16 protein-coding genes and 1 pseudogene are annotated in these 20,931 nt (G+C 50.1%); 6 read left to right on the top strand and 11 right to left on the bottom strand.

Annotated features, from left to right (window positions below):
- Positions 1 to 224: 224 nt before the first annotated feature.
- Both ACTHS4_RS09450 and pdxH read right to left on the bottom strand, forming a co-directional pair.
- A complete protein-coding gene (locus ACTHS4_RS09450; RefSeq protein WP_070825971.1) occupies positions 225 to 1,283 on the bottom strand; it encodes a pseudouridine synthase in 1,059 nt (352 codons plus the stop codon).
- Between the two features lie 159 nt (positions 1,284 to 1,442).
- Positions 1,443 to 2,075: a pyridoxamine 5'-phosphate oxidase gene (gene pdxH, locus ACTHS4_RS09445; protein ID WP_070695626.1), complete on the bottom strand. Its 633-nt coding sequence runs from the start codon at positions 2,073 to 2,075 to the stop codon at positions 1,443 to 1,445.
- 111 nt (positions 2,076 to 2,186) lie between these two features.
- On the opposite strand from pdxH, the gene dut reads away from it, so the two are divergent.
- The 4 genes and pseudogenes from dut to ACTHS4_RS09425 all read left to right on the top strand — a co-directional run.
- Positions 2,187 to 2,639, top strand: coding sequence for a dUTP diphosphatase (dut, locus tag ACTHS4_RS09440; RefSeq protein ID WP_003680707.1), 453 nt, complete (start codon positions 2,187 to 2,189; stop codon positions 2,637 to 2,639).
- A gap of 186 nt (positions 2,640 to 2,825) precedes the next feature.
- Positions 2,826 to 3,152, top strand: a complete 327-nt coding sequence (locus ACTHS4_RS09435; protein ID WP_039862324.1) for a hypothetical protein — start codon at positions 2,826 to 2,828, stop codon at positions 3,150 to 3,152.
- Between the two features lie 148 nt (positions 3,153 to 3,300).
- Positions 3,301 to 4,866: a glutamine-hydrolyzing GMP synthase gene (gene guaA, locus ACTHS4_RS09430; RefSeq protein WP_440365822.1), complete on the top strand. Its 1,566-nt coding sequence runs from the start codon at positions 3,301 to 3,303 to the stop codon at positions 4,864 to 4,866.
- A gap of 137 nt (positions 4,867 to 5,003) precedes the next feature.
- Positions 5,004 to 5,153, top strand: a pseudogene (locus ACTHS4_RS09425) (winged helix-turn-helix transcriptional regulator); the annotation flags it as partial.
- A gap of 65 nt (positions 5,154 to 5,218) precedes the next feature.
- Here ACTHS4_RS09425 and ACTHS4_RS09420 read toward each other — a convergent pair.
- The 9 genes from ACTHS4_RS09420 to ACTHS4_RS09380 all read right to left on the bottom strand — a co-directional run bounded on the left by ACTHS4_RS09420 (position 5,219) and on the right by ACTHS4_RS09380 (position 18,708).
- Positions 5,219 to 5,761 (bottom strand): DUF4189 domain-containing protein, encoded by a 543-nt coding sequence (locus tag ACTHS4_RS09420; protein WP_070826035.1) that lies wholly within the window; start codon positions 5,759 to 5,761, stop codon positions 5,219 to 5,221.
- A gap of 145 nt (positions 5,762 to 5,906) precedes the next feature.
- Positions 5,907 to 6,656 (bottom strand): hydroxyacylglutathione hydrolase, encoded by a 750-nt coding sequence (gene gloB, locus ACTHS4_RS09415; protein WP_070826036.1) that lies wholly within the window; start codon positions 6,654 to 6,656, stop codon positions 5,907 to 5,909.
- A 23-nt stretch (positions 6,657 to 6,679) separates the two neighbouring features.
- A complete protein-coding gene (locus ACTHS4_RS09410; protein ID WP_070826037.1) occupies positions 6,680 to 7,765 on the bottom strand; it encodes a hypothetical protein in 1,086 nt (361 codons plus the stop codon).
- A 288-nt stretch (positions 7,766 to 8,053) separates the two neighbouring features.
- A complete protein-coding gene (locus ACTHS4_RS09405) occupies positions 8,054 to 8,857 on the bottom strand; it encodes an HNH endonuclease (protein WP_070695622.1) in 804 nt (267 codons plus the stop codon).
- Positions 8,858 to 9,012: 155 nt separating this feature from the next.
- Entirely contained in the window at positions 9,013 to 12,909 is a 3,897-nt protein-coding gene (gene purL, locus ACTHS4_RS09400; protein ID WP_070826038.1) for a phosphoribosylformylglycinamidine synthase, read from the bottom strand.
- A 306-nt stretch (positions 12,910 to 13,215) separates the two neighbouring features.
- A complete protein-coding gene (rep, locus tag ACTHS4_RS09395) occupies positions 13,216 to 15,216 on the bottom strand; it encodes a DNA helicase Rep (RefSeq protein ID WP_070826039.1) in 2,001 nt (666 codons plus the stop codon).
- Positions 15,217 to 15,306: 90 nt separating this feature from the next.
- Entirely contained in the window at positions 15,307 to 16,242 is a 936-nt protein-coding gene (locus tag ACTHS4_RS09390) for a dihydroorotate oxidase (protein ID WP_070826040.1), read from the bottom strand.
- Positions 16,243 to 16,469: 227 nt separating this feature from the next.
- The gene (locus ACTHS4_RS09385; RefSeq protein ID WP_070826041.1) at positions 16,470 to 17,651 is read right to left on the bottom strand and encodes an aspartate aminotransferase family protein; all 1,182 of its coding nucleotides are present in this window, start codon (positions 17,649 to 17,651) and stop codon (positions 16,470 to 16,472) included.
- A gap of 112 nt (positions 17,652 to 17,763) precedes the next feature.
- Positions 17,764 to 18,708 (bottom strand): class I SAM-dependent methyltransferase, encoded by a 945-nt coding sequence (locus ACTHS4_RS09380; RefSeq protein ID WP_440365818.1) that lies wholly within the window; start codon positions 18,706 to 18,708, stop codon positions 17,764 to 17,766.
- 337 nt (positions 18,709 to 19,045) lie between these two features.
- On the opposite strand from ACTHS4_RS09380, the gene ACTHS4_RS09375 reads away from it, so the two are divergent.
- Both ACTHS4_RS09375 and ACTHS4_RS09370 read left to right on the top strand, forming a co-directional pair.
- Positions 19,046 to 20,455, top strand: coding sequence for a DEAD/DEAH box helicase (locus tag ACTHS4_RS09375; RefSeq protein WP_070826043.1), 1,410 nt, complete (start codon positions 19,046 to 19,048; stop codon positions 20,453 to 20,455).
- Between the two features lie 170 nt (positions 20,456 to 20,625).
- Positions 20,626 to 20,907 carry a hypothetical protein gene (locus ACTHS4_RS09370; protein ID WP_070711938.1) on the top strand — a complete coding sequence of 94 codons (282 nt, stop codon included), beginning with the start codon at positions 20,626 to 20,628 and terminating at the stop codon, positions 20,905 to 20,907.
- The last annotated feature ends 24 nt before the right edge of the window (positions 20,908 to 20,931 follow it).

Genomic DNA, 20,931 nt, shown 5'->3' with positions numbered 1-20,931 from the left:
ATTAGGAGCGGAAATAGACGAAAACCTGTTTTGGAGTTTCAGCTGTCGAAGGAAGGGCTTTTTTGCAAAGGTCTCAATGTGTGAATAGTGGGTTAAGTTTAAATCAGGACAAGGCGGAGCAATGCGGTACTGGTTTAAACTTAACCCACTATGTTTATGACTTGGGCAAGATTTTGTCGGGCTGAGACGATTTTGCAAAAGTCTCAGCCCCGATTTATCTTACATTAACTTTTCTTCCGGCGACGTTCGCCAGGCAGCAGCATATCTGCCCATTTGATGATGTTGGCGACTTCTGCCGGATTGAGTTCGTAGAACTGGCCGCGTTTGAGGCGGTTTGGCAGGCCGATAGGGCCGAAGCCTACGCGGACGAGGCGGCTGACGGTCAGGCCTTGGCTTTCAAAAATGCGGCGTACTTCTCGGTTGCGGCCTTCTTTGATGACGACGTTGTACCATTTGTTTGCGCCTTCGCCGCCTTGTTCGTAGATGCGTTCTACTTTAGCCAAACCGTCTTCGAGCATGACGCCTTCTTCGGTCAGGACGCGCATTTGTTCGGTGGTCAACTCGCCCAATACGCGCACGGCGTATTCGCGTTCGACTTCAAAGCTGGGGTGGGCAAAGCGTTGAACGAGTTCGCCTGAAGTGGTTAGGATCAAAAGGCCGCTGGTATTGATGTCCAAACGGCCGATGGCCACCCAGCGGCTGCTGGCTGCTTGCGGCAGGCGGTCGAAAATGCTGATGCGGCCTTGCGGGTCGTCGCGGGAAACGATTTCACCTTCTTGTTTGTAGTAGAGGATGATGCGCGGCAGGCGGTCTGCCCATTTGAGTTTGATGATGCTGCCTTTGACGGTAACGTGGTCGTCGGGCGTAACTTTTTCACCCAGTTGCGCTACACGGCCGTTGACCGTTACCCAGCCGTTGCTGATCCATTCTTCCATTTCGCGACGTGAGCCGACACCGGAAGCGGCCAGGACTTTTTGCAGGCGCTCGGGTTCAAAGCGTGAAAGGTCGCTGCGGCGTTCTTTCAAATCGCGGGCGTGCTCCATGATTTTTTGGTTGGGATTGCGGACCACCAGTTTTTTGGCTTTGGCGGCTCGTTGTTTTGGGGCGGTATTTTGAGCTTTGGGGCCGTCTGAAACTTTTTGGCCGTAAGTTTTGCCTGATGTTTTTCGCTCGTCGTCGGGACGTTTTTTATTGGCAAAGGATTTGGCCGGTTTGGAAGGTTTTTTGGCGGTAGATGATACGCCGTCGCGCCATTGGCGTTTGCTGGAAGGCTGTTTGGACATGATTTTTCCTAACTCGCTTGAAAAAGCGGTTCTTCTGCGGCATTTGCGGCAGGGGTTGGATTGGGGGAAAAGGCCGTCTGAAAATCAGATTCAGACGGCCTGCCGATGAAAGGCTGTATTGTAACTCAACCAGTAAATTTTTGTTTGAAAATCCGAAAATTATGGCGAAAGGCGTTCGCGTATCCAGTTGCCGTCAACCAGGCGGTATTGGATGCGGTCGTGCAGGCGGCTGGGGCGGCCTTGCCAGAATTCGATGCGGTCGGGGATGACGAGGTATCCGCCCCAATGCGGCGGGCGGGGGACATGTAAGGGATGTTTGACGCCGACGGCTGCGGCTTTGGCCACCAAGACGGCTTTGCTGGAAATCACTTCGCTTTGATCGCTTGCCCATGCGCCGATACGGCTGGTGTAGGGGCGGCTTTCAAAATATTCGTCCGAAGCGGCGGCGTCGAGTTTTTCAATGCGTCCTTCAACACGCACTTGGCGTTCGAGTTCCGGCCAGAAAAAAGTCATGGCGGCAAAGGGGTGTGCCGTATAGGAGCGGCCTTTGCGGCTGTGGTAATTGGTAAAGAAAACAAAGCCTTTGGGGTTGACTTCTTTTAGCAGTACCATGCGGCTGTTGGGCCTGCCGTCTTCGCCCACGGCGGCAACGTTGACCGCTGTCGGCTCGTTGACTTCGGCGTGAATGGCTTCGTTCAGCCATTGCTCAAATTGGACAATCGGGTCGGCGTGGCATTCGGCTTCCGACAGCTCGCGCTTGCTGTAATCTTCGCGGATATTGTGCAGATCCATGATTTTTCTCCTTAGGTCTGACTGAATCATACTCCGTTTTTTCAGACGGCCTCAAGGGCATTTGTGTATAATCGTAGCCCTTTCTAATTTAGAACAATACGGAGTCCCGTCATGCAAACCGAAGTCGAACTGAAAATCTTAAATCCGAAAATGGCCGATTCCCTGCCTGCTTATGCAACGCCCGGTTCTGCCGGTTTGGACTTGCGTGCCTGCCTGGATGAAGCCGTTGTATTGCAGCCGGGCGATGTATATCTCGTGCCGACCGGTTTGGCGGTGCATTTGGCCAACCCTGCGTATGCAGCCGTTTTGTTGCCGCGTTCCGGTTTGGGTCATAAACACGGTATTGTTTTGGGTAATTTGGTCGGTTTGATTGACTCGGATTATCAAGGCGAATTGAAGGTTTCTTTGTGGAACCGTGGTAAAGAAGCGTTTACCATCGAGCCGATGGAGCGTATCGCGCAAATGGTGATTGTGCCAGTTGTCCAAGCCGCGTTTAAGGTTGTGGACGAGTTTGCCGCCAGCGAGCGCGGTGAAGGCGGATTCGGTAGCACCGGCAAAGCCTGATGATTTAAAAGGCCGTCTGAAACAGGATAAATTGAAATATTTGATTTTGGTTTGCCGCTGTTCAGACGGCCTTTTAGTTGTGCCAACCTTTGCATAATTACACACAAGATTGCATTTTTATATCTTGCCTGCATGGCCGACGCACCCAATAATACAGGCCGTCTGAAACCTTTACGGAGCGTTGTTATGTCCCGTCCCTCACTTTTTCTGCCTTTGTTTTTGATTATCTTTGGTGCGATTTGGTTTTTACGCGCTACGGATATTTTGCCTGCGACATCGACCATGATTGCCGGCGCATTAATTATTTTGGGCTTTGCCGTGTTGATTATGGACGGCATCAACAAACAGTCCATTGTTTCCGGCCCGATGCTGGTTTATATCGGTACAGCCATTTATCTGCACATGAGCTACTGGATTTACCTCTCGCCGTTATTGGCCATCGGCATGGTTGTGTTGGGTTGCCTGCTGTTGCTCTCGCGCAGCGATATGATTCCTGAGAAACACACAAAATAGAAAGATGAGAGATTTGGGTTTTGCCCTATAAAGGCCATCTGAACAATGGTATAATCCGCCGTTTCAGACGGCCTTTTTTATTGTGGTTTAAATTTGAAATTTACCCTCACGGCTGCACCGTTTTCTTACATTTTGCAAAGTTTCCGCCATGACCCAAGATAAAATCCTTATTCTCGACTTCGGCTCGCAAGTTACCCAGCTGATCGCCCGCCGCGTGCGCGAAGCCCACGTTTACTGCGAACTGCATTCTTTCGACATGCCTTTGGAAGAAATCAAAGCTTTCAACCCGAAAGGCATTATCCTCTCCGGCGGTCCTAATTCCGTTTACGAATCCGATTATCAAGCCGATACCGGTATTTTTGATTTGGGCATTCCGGTTTTGGGCATCTGCTACGGCATGCAATTTATGGCGCACCACTTGGGTGGCGAAGTTAGCCCGGGCAACCAACGCGAATTCGGTTATGCGCAAGTGAAAACCATCGACAGCGAGCTGACACGCGGCATTCAAGACGATGCGCCTAATACGCTCGACGTCTGGATGAGCCATGGCGATAAAGTTTCCAAACTGCCTACCGGCTTCTCTGTTATTGGCGACACCCCGTCTTGCCCGATTGCCATGATGGAAAACGCTGAGAAACAATTCTACGGCATCCAATTCCACCCTGAAGTGACCCACACCAAACAAGGCCGCGCGTTGTTAAACCGCTTTGTCTTGGATATTTGCGGCGCACAACCAAGCTGGACCATGCCGAACTACATCGAAGAAGCCGTCGCCAAAATCCGCGAACAAGTCGGCAGCGACGAAGTGATTTTAGGTTTGTCCGGCGGCGTGGACTCTTCCGTAGCGGCCGCGCTGATTCACCGCGCCATCGGCGACCAACTGACCTGCGTGTTTGTTGACCACGGTCTGTTGCGTCTGAACGAAGGCAAAATGGTGATGGATATGTTTGCCCGCAACTTGGGCGTACGCGTGATTCACGTTGATGCCGAAGAGCAGTTTTTGGCGAAACTTGCCGGCGTGACCGATCCGGAGAAAAAACGCAAAATCATCGGTGCGGAATTTATCGAAGTCTTTGACGCTGAGGAGAAAAAACTCACCAACGCCAAATGGTTGGCGCAAGGTACGATTTACCCTGACGTAATCGAATCCGCAGGAGCAAAAACCAAAAAAGCCCATGCCATCAAATCCCACCACAACGTCGGCGGCCTGCCTGAAAACATGAAGCTCAAATTGCTTGAACCATTGCGCGACTTGTTCAAAGACGAAGTGCGAGAATTGGGCGTTGCTTTGGGTCTGCCGCGTGAAATGGTGTACCGTCATCCGTTCCCGGGCCCGGGTTTGGGCGTGCGTATCTTGGGCGAAGTGAAAAAAGAATACGCCGACTTGCTCCGTCAGGCAGACGATATTTTCATTCAAGAATTGCGCAATACTACCGATGAAAACGGCACATCTTGGTACGACCTGACCAGCCAAGCCTTTGCCGTATTCCTGCCTGTGAAATCCGTCGGCGTGATGGGTGACGGCCGCACTTACGATTACGTCGTAGCCTTGCGCGCTGTGATTACCAGCGACTTTATGACTGCGCACTGGACTGAGTTGCCTTACTCGCTGCTTGGCCGCGTGTCCAACCGCATCATCAACGAAGTCAAAGGCATCAACCGCGTGGTTTATGATGTCAGCGGCAAACCGCCTGCCACGATTGAGTGGGAATAATCCCTAAATAATAAAGGCCGTCTGAACTGATATTGTTCAGACGGCCTTTATTTGCACTGATGAGCTTGGTTAACGCATACAATCAAAATCAATCAGCAAGCTTTATGTTAGTGGTTTAAGCTAACTCAGCAAATACCTTATATCGGGAAGCCTATCCACAAGTGCCACCTAAAGTGGACTATTCGCTGACTGAGTTTGGGAGGACGCTGATGCCTGTGATTGAAGCAATGCACCGTTGGGGCAAGCAATATGCTGCGGAATGTGTGAAACATAAAAAGCAGCCGTAGGTTTTGCTGTTTAAAGTGGTACGAAAACTAAAAGGCCGTCTGAACGCCAGACGGCCTTTGGGCTATTAGAATTTAGGTAGTGAGCAACCTTCGGGAGCAACGATTCTACATTGTGTACGTCCTGCAGCTTGACATTCCTGCATTGCCTGGGCTTCAGCTTCTCCTGGATCCGTTGCTACTGAGAAAAGCTTCCATTTCTTACCAGATTTACTACTAGATTTTCCTTGAGCAACAGCAATACATCCATTTCGTGCCCAAATCTCTAGTGTGCATGGAGCATTTTTTCCACCTCGTTCACAAGTTTTAATAGCTTCTCTTTTTGCAGCTTCAAGTGAATCCATATCAAGTGCACCGCCCGCAATGCCTGTATTTAAATTAACGGCCCAAGCACCGTATTTTGAAGGAACCTTGATATTAATAATTTTGGGTTGGCTCTGAGTAGGCCCATTGTTAGACGATTGAGGTCTGCCAACGTTATATATAATCTGTCGTCCTGAACTATCAATGATACGACAGGTTCCAGTTGCAGGTTGATATTCACCGCCACAGCCATTGGCGTAAACATTAAGGCTTGTCAGCCCTAACAATACAATAAGTAATTTTTTCATTTTAAGTCTAATTTATCCATTACTCTAACTTTTGACATTTTGCTATTAGTACAATGATTTGTCATCTTTTTTACGCGGTATCTGCTGTCTTATCATTCAGTATTCATATTTTCAGACAGCTTTTATTCTCAAGTCAGATCAGCAATTAAAATTGATTTTTCAATTCACGCAAAGCAGCGAAGACTTCGAGTTCGCTGTTTAATTTTCGTCCGCTCAATTCTTCGGCGCGTGCCCGAACTTGGGGTAGGTGTACGCGGAAAAACGGATTGACTTTGCGTTCGTGTGCCAGGCTGACAGGCAGTGTCGGCGTGTGGTCGGCTGAGGCCAAGGCCGTCTGAATGTCGGCGTTGTCCGGCTCGATATGCTGGGCAAAGCGCAGATTGGAGGCGGTGTATTCGTGCGCCGGATAAAACAGCGTTTCTTCGGGCAGTTGGTTGAATCGGTGGAAACTGTCGTAAAGCTGTTCGATTGTGCCGGTAAATACGCGGCCGCAACCGGCGGAGAACAAGGTATCGCCGCAGAAAACGTGCAGGCCGTCTGAATTTTCCAACAGATAGCTGATGTGGCGGTCGGTATGGCCGGGGGTTGCCCAAACGGTAACCAAGCCTTCGCCAAACGGGAACTGCGTGCCTGCTGTGACAGTATGCGTCGCCACATCGATGTCGCTTTCGCCATAGATTGGGGATTCTAAAAATCCGTGGAACAGGCTTTTTGCGCCGCCGGTGTGGTCGGGGTGCGGATGGGTAATCCATGTTTGCGCCAGCATCAGGCGGTTGTGGACGAGGAATTTCAAAACGAGTGTGGCATCAGACGGATCGACGCAGGCGGCATGGTTGCCTTCTTGAATCATCCAGATGTAGTTGTCGTTTAGGGCTTGGATTGGCGTGATTTTCATATGCTTTCTTCTGGTTGGGGGTTTCAGACGGCCTCTAAATAATCTTTGATATTAGGGCTTTGGCCGAACACGGCTTCATGGGCTTGATGGATGCACAGTCGGTTGAACAGCAATCTTTGGGTTTGGTCACCGTCGATAATCCGTACTTGGCCTTGCAGTTTGGGCGCGTTGTGATGAAAGGTATTCTTAAACGTGTGCCAACGGTCGGTTTGCAGATGGACGATGGCAAACATATCGTGCGAGATATTAACGCCGACGCTGAATAGCTTGGCCGAGGCTTGCAGGCAGAAACTGCTGTCGCCAAACAGGCACAGCCCCGTGTTTTCAGGATAGCGGAACAATTCGATTTTCACTGCTTCGGGTTCGGCAAAGATATTGCAAAACAGCCGTTCAAACAACGACGGTTGCGCCACGCCTTCGCTCAACATACCGTAAAGCCCTCCCAGCCAATCAACATAGCAGAGAAAAGTGAAACGGTAGTCCTGCATAATGGCTTCGATGCGCTTGGGATCGCGTTTGCTGATTAAGCGGACAAATTCAAAACCGACTTCCGGCAGCCGCGCTCGAAGTGTTTGGTGCAGGCGGTGGGCAAACAGTTTTTTGTGGTTGTGCGGATTGCGCAGAATGCCGAGGAATTTCAGCCGCAATATCCGCCACAAGGCATCAGGTACTTTGACGGTATCGACATTTGCCGTAGTTGTTTTCAGATGGCCTGCAGGTAAGGTGCGCAGGTAGTTGCAGGCCTCTTCGTAGCCGCTTTCATGACGGTTGAACCAGCTTTCCAGATTGTATTGGTTGGCGGAGTCTTCGACAAAGGTCAGCGTATAGAGGTTTTTTGCCGCCAAGTTGCCGATGATGTTGACGCTTATCGCTTCGCTGCGGTTTTGTTCTTTGCCGCGGGCTTTTTCTCCAGGATGGAACATGGACAAAGGCAGCTTATAAACATTCTGATTCTGCGGGCTGACCTGCGGATTATGCGAATGCTGCCGCTGCTCGGTTTGGGCGACGAAGTGGTGTTCCTTAGTCGGATTTGCGGTCAGCAGGGCGTAAGGCTTTTCGCCGCATTCGGGAAATTCGCAATCGCTGAGGATAAAGGCTTGTCGAGTCATAATGTCGGGAAAGGCCGTCTGAATATGTCGATTATAGCTGATGGGGAGCTAAGGGGGATTATGATTATACGGAATGATGCTTCTGCTTGCAGAACACGCTAATGGAATGCCGATAATGGGAATCCAAAAAAACACTTCGCCACCGTCATTCCCGCCTACGCGGGAATGACGATGGTCGGTTTGGTCTTTATATGCAAAAGGACGCAAAAAGGTCGTCTGAAAACAGGTATAGAGTGGTTCGCTAAATCGTTTTCAGACGACCTTAAATCAACAGACTGTTCAACCCATCTACTCTTCTTTTTGGAAGACATGGTTGCGGTGATACTCGAAATATTTTTCGCTTTCCGGTCGAATTTTTAATTTCATATCGGGAGAAATTCCCAACCGCTTTTGATTTTCCGAATCGATTGTCGGGCTGATTTTTATCGTACCGTCGGTATCAAACGTAATCAGTCCATTATCGAATAATCTGTCGATATTGGGTGCGAGCATCAGACCATTGAAGCGACATAAACGCTCGTTATCATCGCACACGCTCCAAGGTTTAATATGGCTGGCAATGAGTAAAGGCTCGATATCTAGACCGGTCAGCGGGCAGCTTGGATACAGTTTGAGTAGTTTTTGTCGGAAACTGCCTTGCCCTTGACGGGCTTTTATCAAAGTCTCAATTTCGGTTCGTTTTGCTGAATTGGTCTCAGATACTAAACATTCTTTGAGTTCGTCTATATCAGATTTTAAGGACAGGGCAGAAGCCGCCTGAAGATTTTTTATTTCTGCGTACCATGCCACTAATAATCCTCTTTTCTTACAGGTTCTGCATGGAGTTAGTTCTTTGTTGTATGTGTTCAAGCTCCATCGTTCAAGTTCTTCGATTGAGTTTGAGCAAACTTTGAAATATTTTTTAGTTGTGCGCCCCGGCCTTTTATTTAGTTGGCCACAATTAGCAAAATGTATTTTGGGATAATCTTTATAAATCTTAGAAGGGTCTTTAGTTTGATCTATATTTAATACAAATCCATTTGAGTTTTCTTCAATCCATTTAATATATTCATCATCATTCGGCTTGTTTTTAAAAATTACTTTGTCAGACATAAGCTTCTCCAAATCTTTCTATAAATTCAATTAAGTTTTTTTGTATATAGGTTCGGGATAAAAAATCTAGGCCGTCTGAAACAGGTTGGAGCGAAGTCCGATGTGCCTATTTCAGACGACCTTTTCTTTAAAGCCGAATCAAATCAGCCTGCCGGTTAACCCAAAGCTTTTCTTGCGCCGGCAAAGAGGCGGTACCAGCCGGACAATTCCGTCCAGTCTTCCGGTTTCCAGCTCATTTGTGCGGCGCGGTACACGCGTTCCGGATGCGGCATCATGATGGTAACGCGGCCGTTGGCGTTGGTCACACCAGCAATACCCTGAGGCGAGCCGTTAGGGTTGAGCGGATAAGTTTGGGTCACTTGGTTTTGACCGTCCACATATTGCAGCGCAATGCCTAAATCGGTGGAAATATTGCCGCCGTGCAGGGCGAAATCTGCGCGGCCTTCTCCGTGGCTAACGACAACGGGCAGGCTGAAGCCTTGCATTTCGTTCAGAATCAGCGACGCGGATTTCGGTACATGAACCATGCTCAGGCGCGCTTCAAACTGTTCGCTCAAATTGCGTTTGAACTTCGGCCAGCCTGCCGTGCCGGGGATGATTTCGGCGAGGTTGCTGACCATTTGACAGCCGTTGCACACGCCCAATGTCAGCGTGTTCGGATCGGCAAAGAAGGCGGCAAATTGGTCGCGCAGAGCAGGGTGGAACAGAATCGATTTCGCCCAGCCTTCGCCTGCACCGAGTACGTCGCCGTAGCTGAAGCCGCCACACGCCGCCAGCATTTTGAAGTCGGCAAGGTGGACGCGGCCTGCCATCAGGTCGGACATATGCACGTCGTAGGCATCAAATCCGGCGCGGGTAAAGGCGGCGGCCATTTCGATTTGTCCGTTTACGCCCTGTTCGCGCAAGATGGCGATTTTGGGTTTTGCACCGCTGTTGATAAACGGCGCGGCGATGTCTTCGTTTACATCAAACTTCACGTCGGCAAACAATGCGCTGCGTTCGTTGTCGTCAATCAGGGCAAACTCGTTGTCTGCGCAGGCAGGGTTGTCGCGCAGGCGTTGGATGGCGTGGCTGGTTTCCTGCCATGCGCGTTGCAGGTCGGCGCGGTTTTGTCCCAATACGATGCCTGTCTGATTGCGGATAACGATTCTTTCGTCAGAACCAATGGTGGCAACGGTATGCAGTGCCAAATCAGCTTCTTTAAACAAGGCTTCTACGGCTGCTACATCTTGTTTGGCAATTTGAATCACTGCGCCCAGCTCTTCATTGAACAATGCGCGGATGCTTGCTACGTTGACATCGGCTTGGTTGGCAACCAGTGAAGTCAAATCCACATTCAAGCCGCAACGTGCCGCAAACGCCATTTCCACCAGCGTCGCAAACAAGCCGCCGTCGCTGCGGTCATGGTATGCCAAGAGTTTGTCTTCGGCGACAAGCTGTTGAATCACATTGTAAAACGCTTTCAGACGGCCTGTATCGTCCAAATCAGGCGCATCGCCAGTCATGTTGTTGTAAACCTGACCGAATGCAGAGCCGCCCATACGCGCTTTGCCGTTGCCCAAGTCAACCAGCAGCAATACGCTGTCTTCGACGTTTTTCAATTCGGGCGTAACAGTCTTGCGTACGTCTTCCACTGGCGCAAACGCGGAGATAATCAGGCTCAACGGCGAAACAACGGATTTTTTCTCTTCGCCATCCTGCCACACGGTTTTCATCGACAAGCTGTCTTTGCCCACGGGGATGCTTAAATCCAATGCCTGACAGGCTTTGGAAACGGCTTCGACGGTGCGGTAGAGTTTTTCGTCTTCGCCCTCGTTGCCGCACGCTGCCATCCAGTTGGCGGAGAGTTTGATGTTGCCGATGTCGCCGATATTGACCGCAGCGATGTTGGTGATGGCTTCGCCGACGCACATTCTGCCCGAAGCAGGCGCGTCAAACAGGGCGACGGTCGGTTTTTCGCCCATAGACATCGCTTCGCCGCGATAGGTATTGAAGCCCATCATGGTAACGGCGCAGTCGGCTACGGGGGTTTGGTATTTGCCGACCATTTGGTCGCGGTGGGTCATGCCGCCAACGCTGCGGTCGCCAATGGTAATCAGGAAGTTTTTAGCCGCTACGGTAGGCAGGCGCAGAACGCGATAGGCGGCTTCGGTAATGTCGATATCGCCCGCGTTAAACGGTTTTTCGGACGGTGTAACTGTTTTGTCGGTGCGCGTGGTTTTGGGCGGTTTGCCGAGCAAGACGTTCAACGGCAAATCGACAGGATTGTTGGAGAACAAATCGTCGCGCACTTTCAAATGACCGTCGTCGGTCGCCGTGCCGACCACGGCAAACGGGCAGCGTTCGCGTTCGCAGATGGCGCGGAAGGTGTCCAAATCTTTTTCCAAAATGGACAACACATAACGCTCTTGCGATTCGTTGCACCAGATTTGCAGCGGGTTGAGGCCGTGTTCTTCCAGCGGCACTTCGCGCAGTTTGAATACCGCACCGCGTCCGGCATCGTTGACGAGTTCGGGGAAGGCGTTGGACAGGCCGCCTGCGCCGACATCGTGGATGGAGATAATCGGGTTTTGGTCGCCAAGCTGCCAGCAACGGTCGATGACTTCTTGCGCGCGGCGTTCGATTTCGGGGTTGCCGCGTTGTACGGAGTTGAAGTCCAAAGACGCATCGTTCGTGCCGGTATTCATGGATGAAGCCGCGCCACCACCCAAGCCGATAAGCATGCCCGGGCCGCCCAGTTGGATCAGCAACGCGCCTTCGGGGATTTCGTCTTTGTGTGTTTGTTGTGCCTGAATGCTGCCCAAGCCGCCGGCAATCATAATCGGTTTGTGATAGCCGCGAACCTGGCCGTCGAATTTTTCTTCAAAGGTACGGAAGTAGCCCAAGAGATTTGGACGGCCGAATTCGTTGTTGAACGCTGCACCGCCAATCGGGCCTTCAATCATGATGTCTAGAGGAGAAGCAATATGGCCGGGTTTGCCGTAGGCTTGTTCCCACGGCTGCTCCAAGCCTGGAATATTCAGGTTGGAGACGGTAAAACCGGTCAAGCCCGCTTTCGGACGTGAGCCTTTGCCCGTTGCGCCTTCGTCGCGGATTTCGCCGCCCGCACCCGTTGCCGCGCCTGCAAACGGCGCGATGGCGGTCGGATGGTTGTGCGTTTCCACTTTCATGATGATATGGGTGTCTTCTTCGTGGAAACGGTAGCCTTGGTTTTCCGCCGCATTCGGATAGAAACGCTCGACTTTTGCGCCTTCGATTACGGACGAATTGTCTTTATAGGCAACGACTGTGCCTTCGGGATGTGCGTTGTGTGTATCGCGAATCATGCCGAAAAGGGATTTCGGTTGTTTTTCGCCGTTGAGGATGAAGTCGGCGTTGAAGATTTTGTGGCGGCAGTGTTCGCTGTTTGCCTGAGCGAACATCATCAATTCAACATCGGACGGATTGCGGTTTAAAGCCTGATAGTTTTCAACCAGATAATCGATTTCGTCGGCAGAAAGCGCCAAGCCCATTTCGGTATTGGCTTTGACCAATGCCTCTTTACCGCCGCCCAATACATCTACGCTGGAGAAGGTTTCCGATTGGATGTGGTGGAACAGTTGCGCCGCTGCATCGATGTCGGTCAACACGCTTTCGGTCATGCGGTCGTGCAACAGGGCTGCCCATTGTTGTTTTTGCTCGTCGGTAAGCGCACCTTCCAACCATACGGCCATGCCGCGTTCGATACGCTCAATGCCTTCCAAACCGCAGTTCTCGGCGATATTGGTTGCTTTGGAAGCCCAAGGCGAAATGGTGCCCAAACGGGGCGTTACCAAAAATAAATGCAAGCCCTCGCGCGCTTTTGGCGTTTGTTCAACGCTTTGCGCTGCCAGTAAGGCTTGCAGTTTTTCGACTGTCGCGGCATCAAGTGCTTTTTCGCTACCGACAAAATACCAAAATTCGCTGCTTAATTTGACTTCGGGCAGGCCGAGTGCGGCTGCTTTTTGAAAGAGTTTTTCAACACGGAAATCGGAAAGGGCGGTTACACCGCGCAAGGGCAGAACAACAGACATGGATTCAGCTCACAAAATGCAGTTGGGGAATCCATTATTATACCTGAAAAATGCAATTTTGCTTGTGAATTTATACTTCAAGTGTTGACAATTTTTGCTTGTAAATTGAAGGGGAATGAGGCGATCGTGTCACCTGCTTTTTTATTTTATACCTGATTATTCGATTATTTTTGTTTATTTTTGAATAATCGGGAGGAATGGGGACGGATAGGCGTAACGATATAAAGTGAAAATTATTTGATTGTTGTCTTTGACATTTTGCTGACAATAAGGCCGTCTGAAACATTGTTTTCAGACGGCCTTGCCTTATCCTTTTCTCTTGTTTCCCAGCATATCCAGCAATCCTGCCAGATTGCTTTTTCCTTCTTCCTTGCTCACAATCGGCTCGCCGCCTTTGCGGCCTAAAATCTTGATGTCTTCCTGCGGCATTTCATCTATGAAACGGCTCGGCTCAGGGAATTGCCATGTGCCTTGCTTTTTACGTTTGAGGCAGTGGGTTAGCGTAAGTTGGCGTTTGGCGCGGGTAATGCCGACGTACATCAGGCGGCGTTCTTCTTCGACATTGTCTTCTTCGATGCTGTCGTTGTGTGGCAAGATGCCTTCTTCGCAACCGACAAGGAAAACGTAGGGGTATTCCAAACCTTTGGAAGCGTGCAGGGTGGAGAGTTTGACGGCATCGACTTCTTCTTCGCTTTTGCCTTCCAAAAGTGTCATCAGGGCGATGGTTTGGGCAAGCTCAATGATGTTTTTGCCGTCTTGCTCGCCTTTGCGTTCCAGCCAGCCGGTCAGGTCGGTAACATTGCGCCATTTGATTTCTCCTGCTTTGCCCTCTTCATTGGCCAGCAAGTGGTTTTCGTAGTCGATTTCTTTTAGCAGGTTATGGATAAGCTCGCCTGCTTCGCTGGTTTCGGCTTTGGTGCGGTAGTTTTCAATCATATCCATGAAGGCTTGCAGGTGTTGGCGGTTGGTATGGTTCAATAGGGCAAGCGCTTCTTCGTTTTGCGCGGCCTCATACAGGCTGCATTCGTGTTCGTTCGCGTAGGTGTTGAGTTTGCCCAATGTAACGTCGCCGATGCCGCGTTTGGGTGTGGTCACGGCGCGCAGGAAGGCAGGATCGTCGTTGGGGTTAGCAAGCAGGCGCAAATAGGACAACACATCTTTGATTTCGGCTTTGTCGAAAAAGCTTTGTCCGCCGGAGAGTTGGTAGGGAACGCGCGCGCTGCGCAAGGCTTCTTCAAAAATCCGCGCCTGATGGTTGCCGCGGTATAACACAGCGAAATCGGCGTATTGGGTTTTATCGCCGCCGACCAGCTTTTGCTTGACGATTTGGCTGACGACCCAGTCGGCTTCATGTTGCTCGCTTTGGCAGGCAACGACTTTGACAATTTCGCCTTCGCCGAACTGCGACCAAAGTTTTTTGGTAAAGAGTTTGGGGTTGTTTTCAATCACTTTATTAGCGATTTTGAGAATCCGAGCAGTGGAGCGGTAGTTTTGCTCCAGCTTGATGACCTTCATCTGCGGATAGTCTTCCTGCATTTTGCGCAGGTTTTCCATGTTTGCGCCGCGCCATGCGTAGATCGACTGGTCGTCATCGCCGACGGCGGTAAACATGCCTTCCGCGCCGGTCAAGAGCTTCATCAGGGTAAATTGGCAGGTGTTGGTGTCCTGACATTCGTCAACCAACAGATAACGCAGCCGCCGCTGCCATTTGTTACGCACTTCGCTGTTTTGCTGCAACAGTACGGCGGGCAGGCGGATTAAGTCGTCGAAGTCTACTGCCTGATAGCTTTGCAGGGTTTCCTGATAGCTCGCATACACGCGCGCTGTTTGTTGTTCCCACACATTAGAGGCCGTCTGAACGACATCTTCAGGCGTTTTTAGATCGTTTTTCCAAAGGGAAATTTGGTGTTGCGCTTTGAATATGGCTTCTTTACCCGTACCGCCCAAAAGTTCGCCGATGATTTTGGCGCTGTCGGTAGAGTCGAGGATAGAAAAGTTTTTTTTGTAACCAATATGGTTCGCCTCTTCGCGCAAAATCTTCATACCCAAAGAGTGGAACGTGCAAATCGTCAGCCCGCGCGTTTGTGACTTAGGCAGCATTTTAGAGACGCGTTCCTGCATTTCTGTGGCGGCTTTATTGGTAAAGGTAATCGCGGCGACGGTATGCGGCAGATAGCCGACATTGACAATCAAATGCTTGATTTTTTGCGTAATCACGCCGGTTTTTCCGCTGCCTGCGCCGGCAAGGACGAGCAGGGGGCCGCTTAGATATTTGACCGCGGCTTGCTGTTGGGGGTTGAGTTTCATTGAAAGGGAAGACGGGTAATGTAGGGAGCAATTATACAACAAGGCCGTCTGAAATTTTCAGACGGCCTTGGGCGTTTTTTAGAGTAAACCTTATTCAAAATATTTCAATTTGCCTTTGAAGTCTTCCAGCTTCTCATAGCCTTTTTGCGCCATGATGGCTTTTAACTCAAGGGAAACACGTTCAAAAATGTCTACGCCTTGCTGGTGTAGCGCCGTGCCGATCTGCACCATGCTTGCGCCGCACAAGATGTGTTCAAACGCATCACGACCGCTGTAAACGCCGCCTGTTCCAATGACTTGAATAGACGGATCCAGTCTTTGATAGAATGCATGGACATTGGCAAGCGCGGTCGGTTTGATGTATTGACCGCCTATGCCGCCGAAGCCGTTTTTCGGGCGGATCACGACGGATTCGTCCTCGATATACATGCCGTTGCCGATGGAGTTGACACAGTTGACGAATTTTAAGGGATGGCGGTTGAACACTTCCGCCGCTTGATCGAAATGGGCAATATCAAAATACGGCGGTAGTTTGATGCCCAAGGGCTTATCGAAGTAGGTAAAGGCATTGTTCAAAATCATCTCGGTTGTTTCAAAGTCGTAGGCGATTTGCGGCTTGCCGGGGACGTTTGGGCAGGAAAGATTGAGTTCGGTAATGCCGTTGAATCCGCTGTTTTGCACCTTTTCCAGCAGGATATGTGTTTCGCCGGGCGACAGACCGACCAGTGATAGGAAAAATATCCGTTCAGGCTGAGACTCTTGAAGGGTAAGCAGGTAATCCAGATAGTAATCAATGCCTTGATTCGGCAATCCCATCGAATTGATGCTGCCGAGAGGCACGTCCCGATAACGCGGCTCGGGGTTGCCTTGACGAGGGGTAAGCGTTGCGGTCTTGGTAATGAAAGTGCCTGCCGAAGACTGTCTGACCGCTTCCAATTCCTCAACAGTCATACATGACACACCTGCCGCGTTCATCAGGCAGTTGTCAAAAGAAAAACCGGCGACTTGTGTTTTCAACGATACCATCTCCTGCTCCTTTTCTTCGTAAAATCAAATTGTTTGCCAAGCGTAACACGAAGAGGCAGTACGATTTTTAACAAACATCAAATGACAAAGCATGTAGGCGGATGTTGTTTTCAATATTGAAAAAAGGCCGTCTGAAAAACTCAAACGGTCTTTCAGACGGCCTTCGCTATATGGCATCAATTAGGGAATAAAAGCTGTCGGCTGATTTGGATATTGGGTTTTGAAAATCAGGCCAACCATTCGACTAAAGCTGCTTCAAAACGTTTCAAGCCTTCGGCCATATCTTCATCGTTCAGCAGCAGGCTGGGGGCGAAGCGCACCACATTGGCGCCGGCAACCAGTACCATCAGGCCGTGTTTTAAAGCGGCGGCGGTAATTTCCGATGCCTTGCCTGCGTATTCGTCTGCCAACACGCAGCCGAGCAGCAAGCCCATGCCGCGGACTTCTTTAAATACGCCGGTCTTTTCGCCTATTTCACGCAAGGCCGTCTGAAGTTTTTGGCCTTGTTGCTCAACGTGTGCCAATGTTTCGGGCGCATTGATGATGTCAAACGCACGGCTGCCGACCGCGCACGCCATTGGGTTGCCGCCGAAGGTCGAGCCATGTGTTCCGGGGCCGAAGGTTGGGGCGATTTTATCGGTGGTCAGTATCGCGCCAATCGGGAAACCGCAACCCAAGGCTTTGGCTGAGCTGAGAATATCGGGTGTTACGCCGTAATGCTCGTAGGCAAACAGTTTGCCCGTATGACCCATGCCGGTTTGTACTTCGTCCAAAATCAGCAAAGCGCCGTGTTTATCGCATAAACGGCGTGCGGCTTGCAGATATTCTTGAGTGGCAGGCAGAATGCCGCTTTCACCTTGAATCGGCTCGATAATCACGGCGCAGGTTTTGTCGCTGACGGCGGCTTCCAATGCGGCAATATCATTAAATGGAACATGAGTAATATCTGACGGCAGCGGCTCGTAGTCTTTGCTGTATTTGGGCTGGCCGCCGACGGATACGGTAAACAGGGTACGGCCGTGAAAGCTGTTGAGGCAGGAGATGATTTCGGTTTTGTGTTCGCCAAAATGATCGCGGCCGTATTTGCGCGCCAGTTTTAGCGCGGCTTCATTGGCTTCTGCGCCGGAATTGCAGAAAAACACTTTGTCGGCAAAGGTGTTTTCGACCAGTTTTTTGGCCAATTCTTGCGCCGGTTGGGTGGTGTAGATATTAGAAATGTGCCAGAGTTTTTGCGATTGTTCGGCCAAGGCTGCGACCAAATCGGGATGGCAATGTCCCAACGCGTTCACAGCAATACCGCCTGACAGGTCAATGTATTCTCGTCCTTCAGTATCCCAAACCCGGCTGCCGAGCGCGCGTTCCGGAATCATGGGGGCGAATGAGAAATTGGGTGTCAGGTAGTTTTGCATGTTCTTTTCCTTTTGATATTGTCAACAATTTCTTCAATTATGCGCCTATTGATTGAGAGATTCAATATGGTAATCAGGCCGTCTGAAAACTGGCTTTCAGACGGCCTGATGCTTATTTATGCTTGATTTCCCAGCATTGATGGATTTTTTTGTTGCGGAAATCGTCGGGAACGGACTGCTTGGAAATGTCTTTGACGGCATATTGTTCCGCGACCGAATCGTCCAACACAAAGCTGCGCAAGTTGTTGGAGAAATACAGAATGCCGTCTGAAGCGAGTAGGCTCATTGCGCCGTCAATCAGCTTTTTATGGTCGCGCTGGATGTCGAGGATGTCGAGCATCTTTTTGCTGTTGGAAAAGCTGGGCGGGTCCATGACGATCAGGTCGAACTTTTTGCCTTCGTCTGCGGCGTTTTGCAGGTATTGGAACACATCGGCGCGGACGATTTTGTGTTGTTCGGTGTCGATGCCGTTGAGTTCAAAATTGCGTTTTGCCCACTCGAGATAAGTGTTGGATAAATCGACGGTTTCGCTGGATACCGCGCCGCCGGTTGCAGCATAGACGGTAAAGCTGCCTGTGTAGGAAAACAGGTTGAGGAAGCGTTTGCCCGCTGCGGTGTCGCCGACTTTTTTGCGCGTGTTGCGGTGGTCGAGGAAAAGGCCGGTATCGAGGTATTTGTCGAGGTTGACCCAAAACTTGCGGCCGTTTTCAGTGATGACGAAATCGTCGCCGGTTTTGCCGGTTTTCTCGTATTGCTGCAAACCTTTTTGGCGTTCTCGGCGTTTGAGGTGGATTTGTTCGGGCGCAAAGCCGGTCACAAAACCGATGGCTTCCAATACATCCGCAAGCCATGCTTCGTATTCTTCGGGCTGCATCAGCCAGCCGGTATCGTATTCCTGAAGGTGGATTTGGTCGCCGTAAACATCGACGGCAAAGGGAAATTGGGGAATATCGCGGTCATAAATGCGCCAGGCTTCGATATTGTTGCGTTTGGCCCATTTCATAAGATGTTTGATGTTTTTGCCCAAGCGGTTGGCAAAGGGGGTAATGTCAGTCATGGTTTCAGACGGCCTGAATTAAGTATTGGGAAGGGGTTGGATTTTAACGCACTTGATGCCTTTTTGCTTGACTGTTATCCATAAAATCTATATTATCCGCCGTTCGCCTTTTGATACGAAGCCATCGTCATCCAACCTAAACTGCCGTTTCGGGCGTGTTTCTTTTATTGCTTGCATATTTGCAAAGCCTTTTCTGTGCAGGTTGTCGTCGATGTTAACCACAAGCAAGATGCTTGCGACAACCCTGTAACTTCACATTCCCCGTATCGTTACTTTCCTTTGCTTCAGGTCGTCTGAAATTGTTCAGGCGTGCGCGTTGTTGTCTCTTAGGATAGATATGTCTATTAAATTTGCCGATTTGAACCTTGATAAAAACATTTTGTCTGCCGTAAGCAGCGAGGGTTATGAAAGCCCGACCCCGATTCAGGCGCAAGCGATTCCGTTTGCTTTGGACGGACGCGATATTATGGCTTCGGCACAAACCGGTTCAGGCAAAACCGCAGCCTTCTTGCTGCCGACTTTGCAAAAACTGACCAAACGCAGCGAAAAACCGGGCAAAGGCCCACGCGCTTTGGTATTGACTCCAACCCGTGAATTGGCGGCTCAAGTGGAAAAAAACGCGCTGGCGTATGCTAAAAATATGCGTTGGTTCCGTACCGTCAGCATTGTCGGCGGCGCATCTTTCGGCTACCAAACCCGTGCTTTGAGCAAACCGGTTGACCTGATTGTCGCCACTCCGGGCCGTCTGATGGACTTGATGCAGAGCGGCAAAGTTGATTTTGAACGTTTGGAAGTGCTGATTCTGGACGAAGCCGACCGTATGTTGGACATGGGCTTTATTGATGACATCGAAACCATCGTTGAAGCAACGCCGAGCGACCGTCAGACTTTGTTGTTCTCCGCCACTTGGGACGGCGCGGTGGGCAAACTGGCGCGCAAATTGACCAAAGACCCTGAAACCATCGAAGTTGAGCGTGTGGATGATCAAGGCAAAATCGAAGAGCAGCTGTTGTACTGTGACGATATGCGCCATAAAAACCGCCTGCTCGACCATATCTTGCGCGATGCCAATATTGATCAATGCGTGATTTTCACGTCCACCAAAGCCATGACCGAAGTCATCGCGGATGAGTTGTACGAAAAAGGTTTTGCCGCCAACTGCCTGCACGGCGATATGCCTCAAGGCTGGCGTAACCGCACGCTGATGGACTTGCGCAAAGGCCGCTGCAAAATTTTGGTTGCCACCGATGTAGCCGCACGTGGTATCGACGTACCGACCATTACCCACGTTATCAACTACGACTTGCCGAAACAGGCTGAAGACTACGTTCACCGCATCGGCCGTACCGGCCGCGCAGGCCGTACCGGTATTGCGATTACTTTTGCCGAAGTAAACGAATACGTCAAAGTACACAAAATCGAAAAATATATCGGCCGTAAATTGCCTGAACTGACCATCGAAGGCATGGAACCCACACGCAAACGTAAATCTGCCGGCGGCAAACCGAAAGGCAAAGGCGGCTGGGGCGATCGCAAATCCGGCGGCTGGCGCGGCGATAAGAAACCGGCTAAAGAAGGTTTCGGCGGTAAAGCTCGCGGCGAAGGCCATAAAAAAGACGGTTTCAAGAAAGATGGCTTTAAGAAAGATGGTTTCAAAAAAGCTGACGGTTTCAAAAAAGGCGGCGAAGGCTTTAAAGGCAAGCGCAAGTCTAACGACGGCTTTGGCGGCAAACACAAAAGAGGTTGATTGCTTCAATCTTAAGGCCGTCTGAAAAAGATATAAGGGCGTGTGAAGACACGCCCTTTTTTTATAAATAAAGAATTATAGATGATACGATTATGAAGAATATATGGCAAATTTTAAATACTGTGGCATAATTATATTACTATTTACTATATTTTAAAAAGGATGAACAAATGAAGAAATTATTTTTGACTGCTTTTGTTTCTGTCTTATTAGCAGGATGTGCTGGTACTAATTTTAATTGGGATAATGCACGGCAAATTAAGCAGGGAATGAATGAAAAGGAAGCTGTTGCATTAATGGGTACTCCAAGTGCAGTAAGGTCATCTCCTGAAGGACTGATTTATGTTTGGACACATGTTAATGGAATGACAGGATCTATTAAAACTCTGTCAATGGTTGTGAAAGATGGAGTTGTTGTTTCTGCACCAGTTGTACCTGATGGATATAAATAAAATAGATTAATAATAAAAAAGCGT

Origin of the sequence: Neisseria sp. P0014.S009 (genome assembly GCF_051958155.1) — a bacterium.
GTDB lineage: Bacteria > Pseudomonadota > Gammaproteobacteria > Burkholderiales > Neisseriaceae > Neisseria > Neisseria flavescens_C.
The sequence above is the reverse complement of the archived record's forward strand: the minus strand, read 5'-3'. Positions and strand labels throughout refer to the sequence as shown.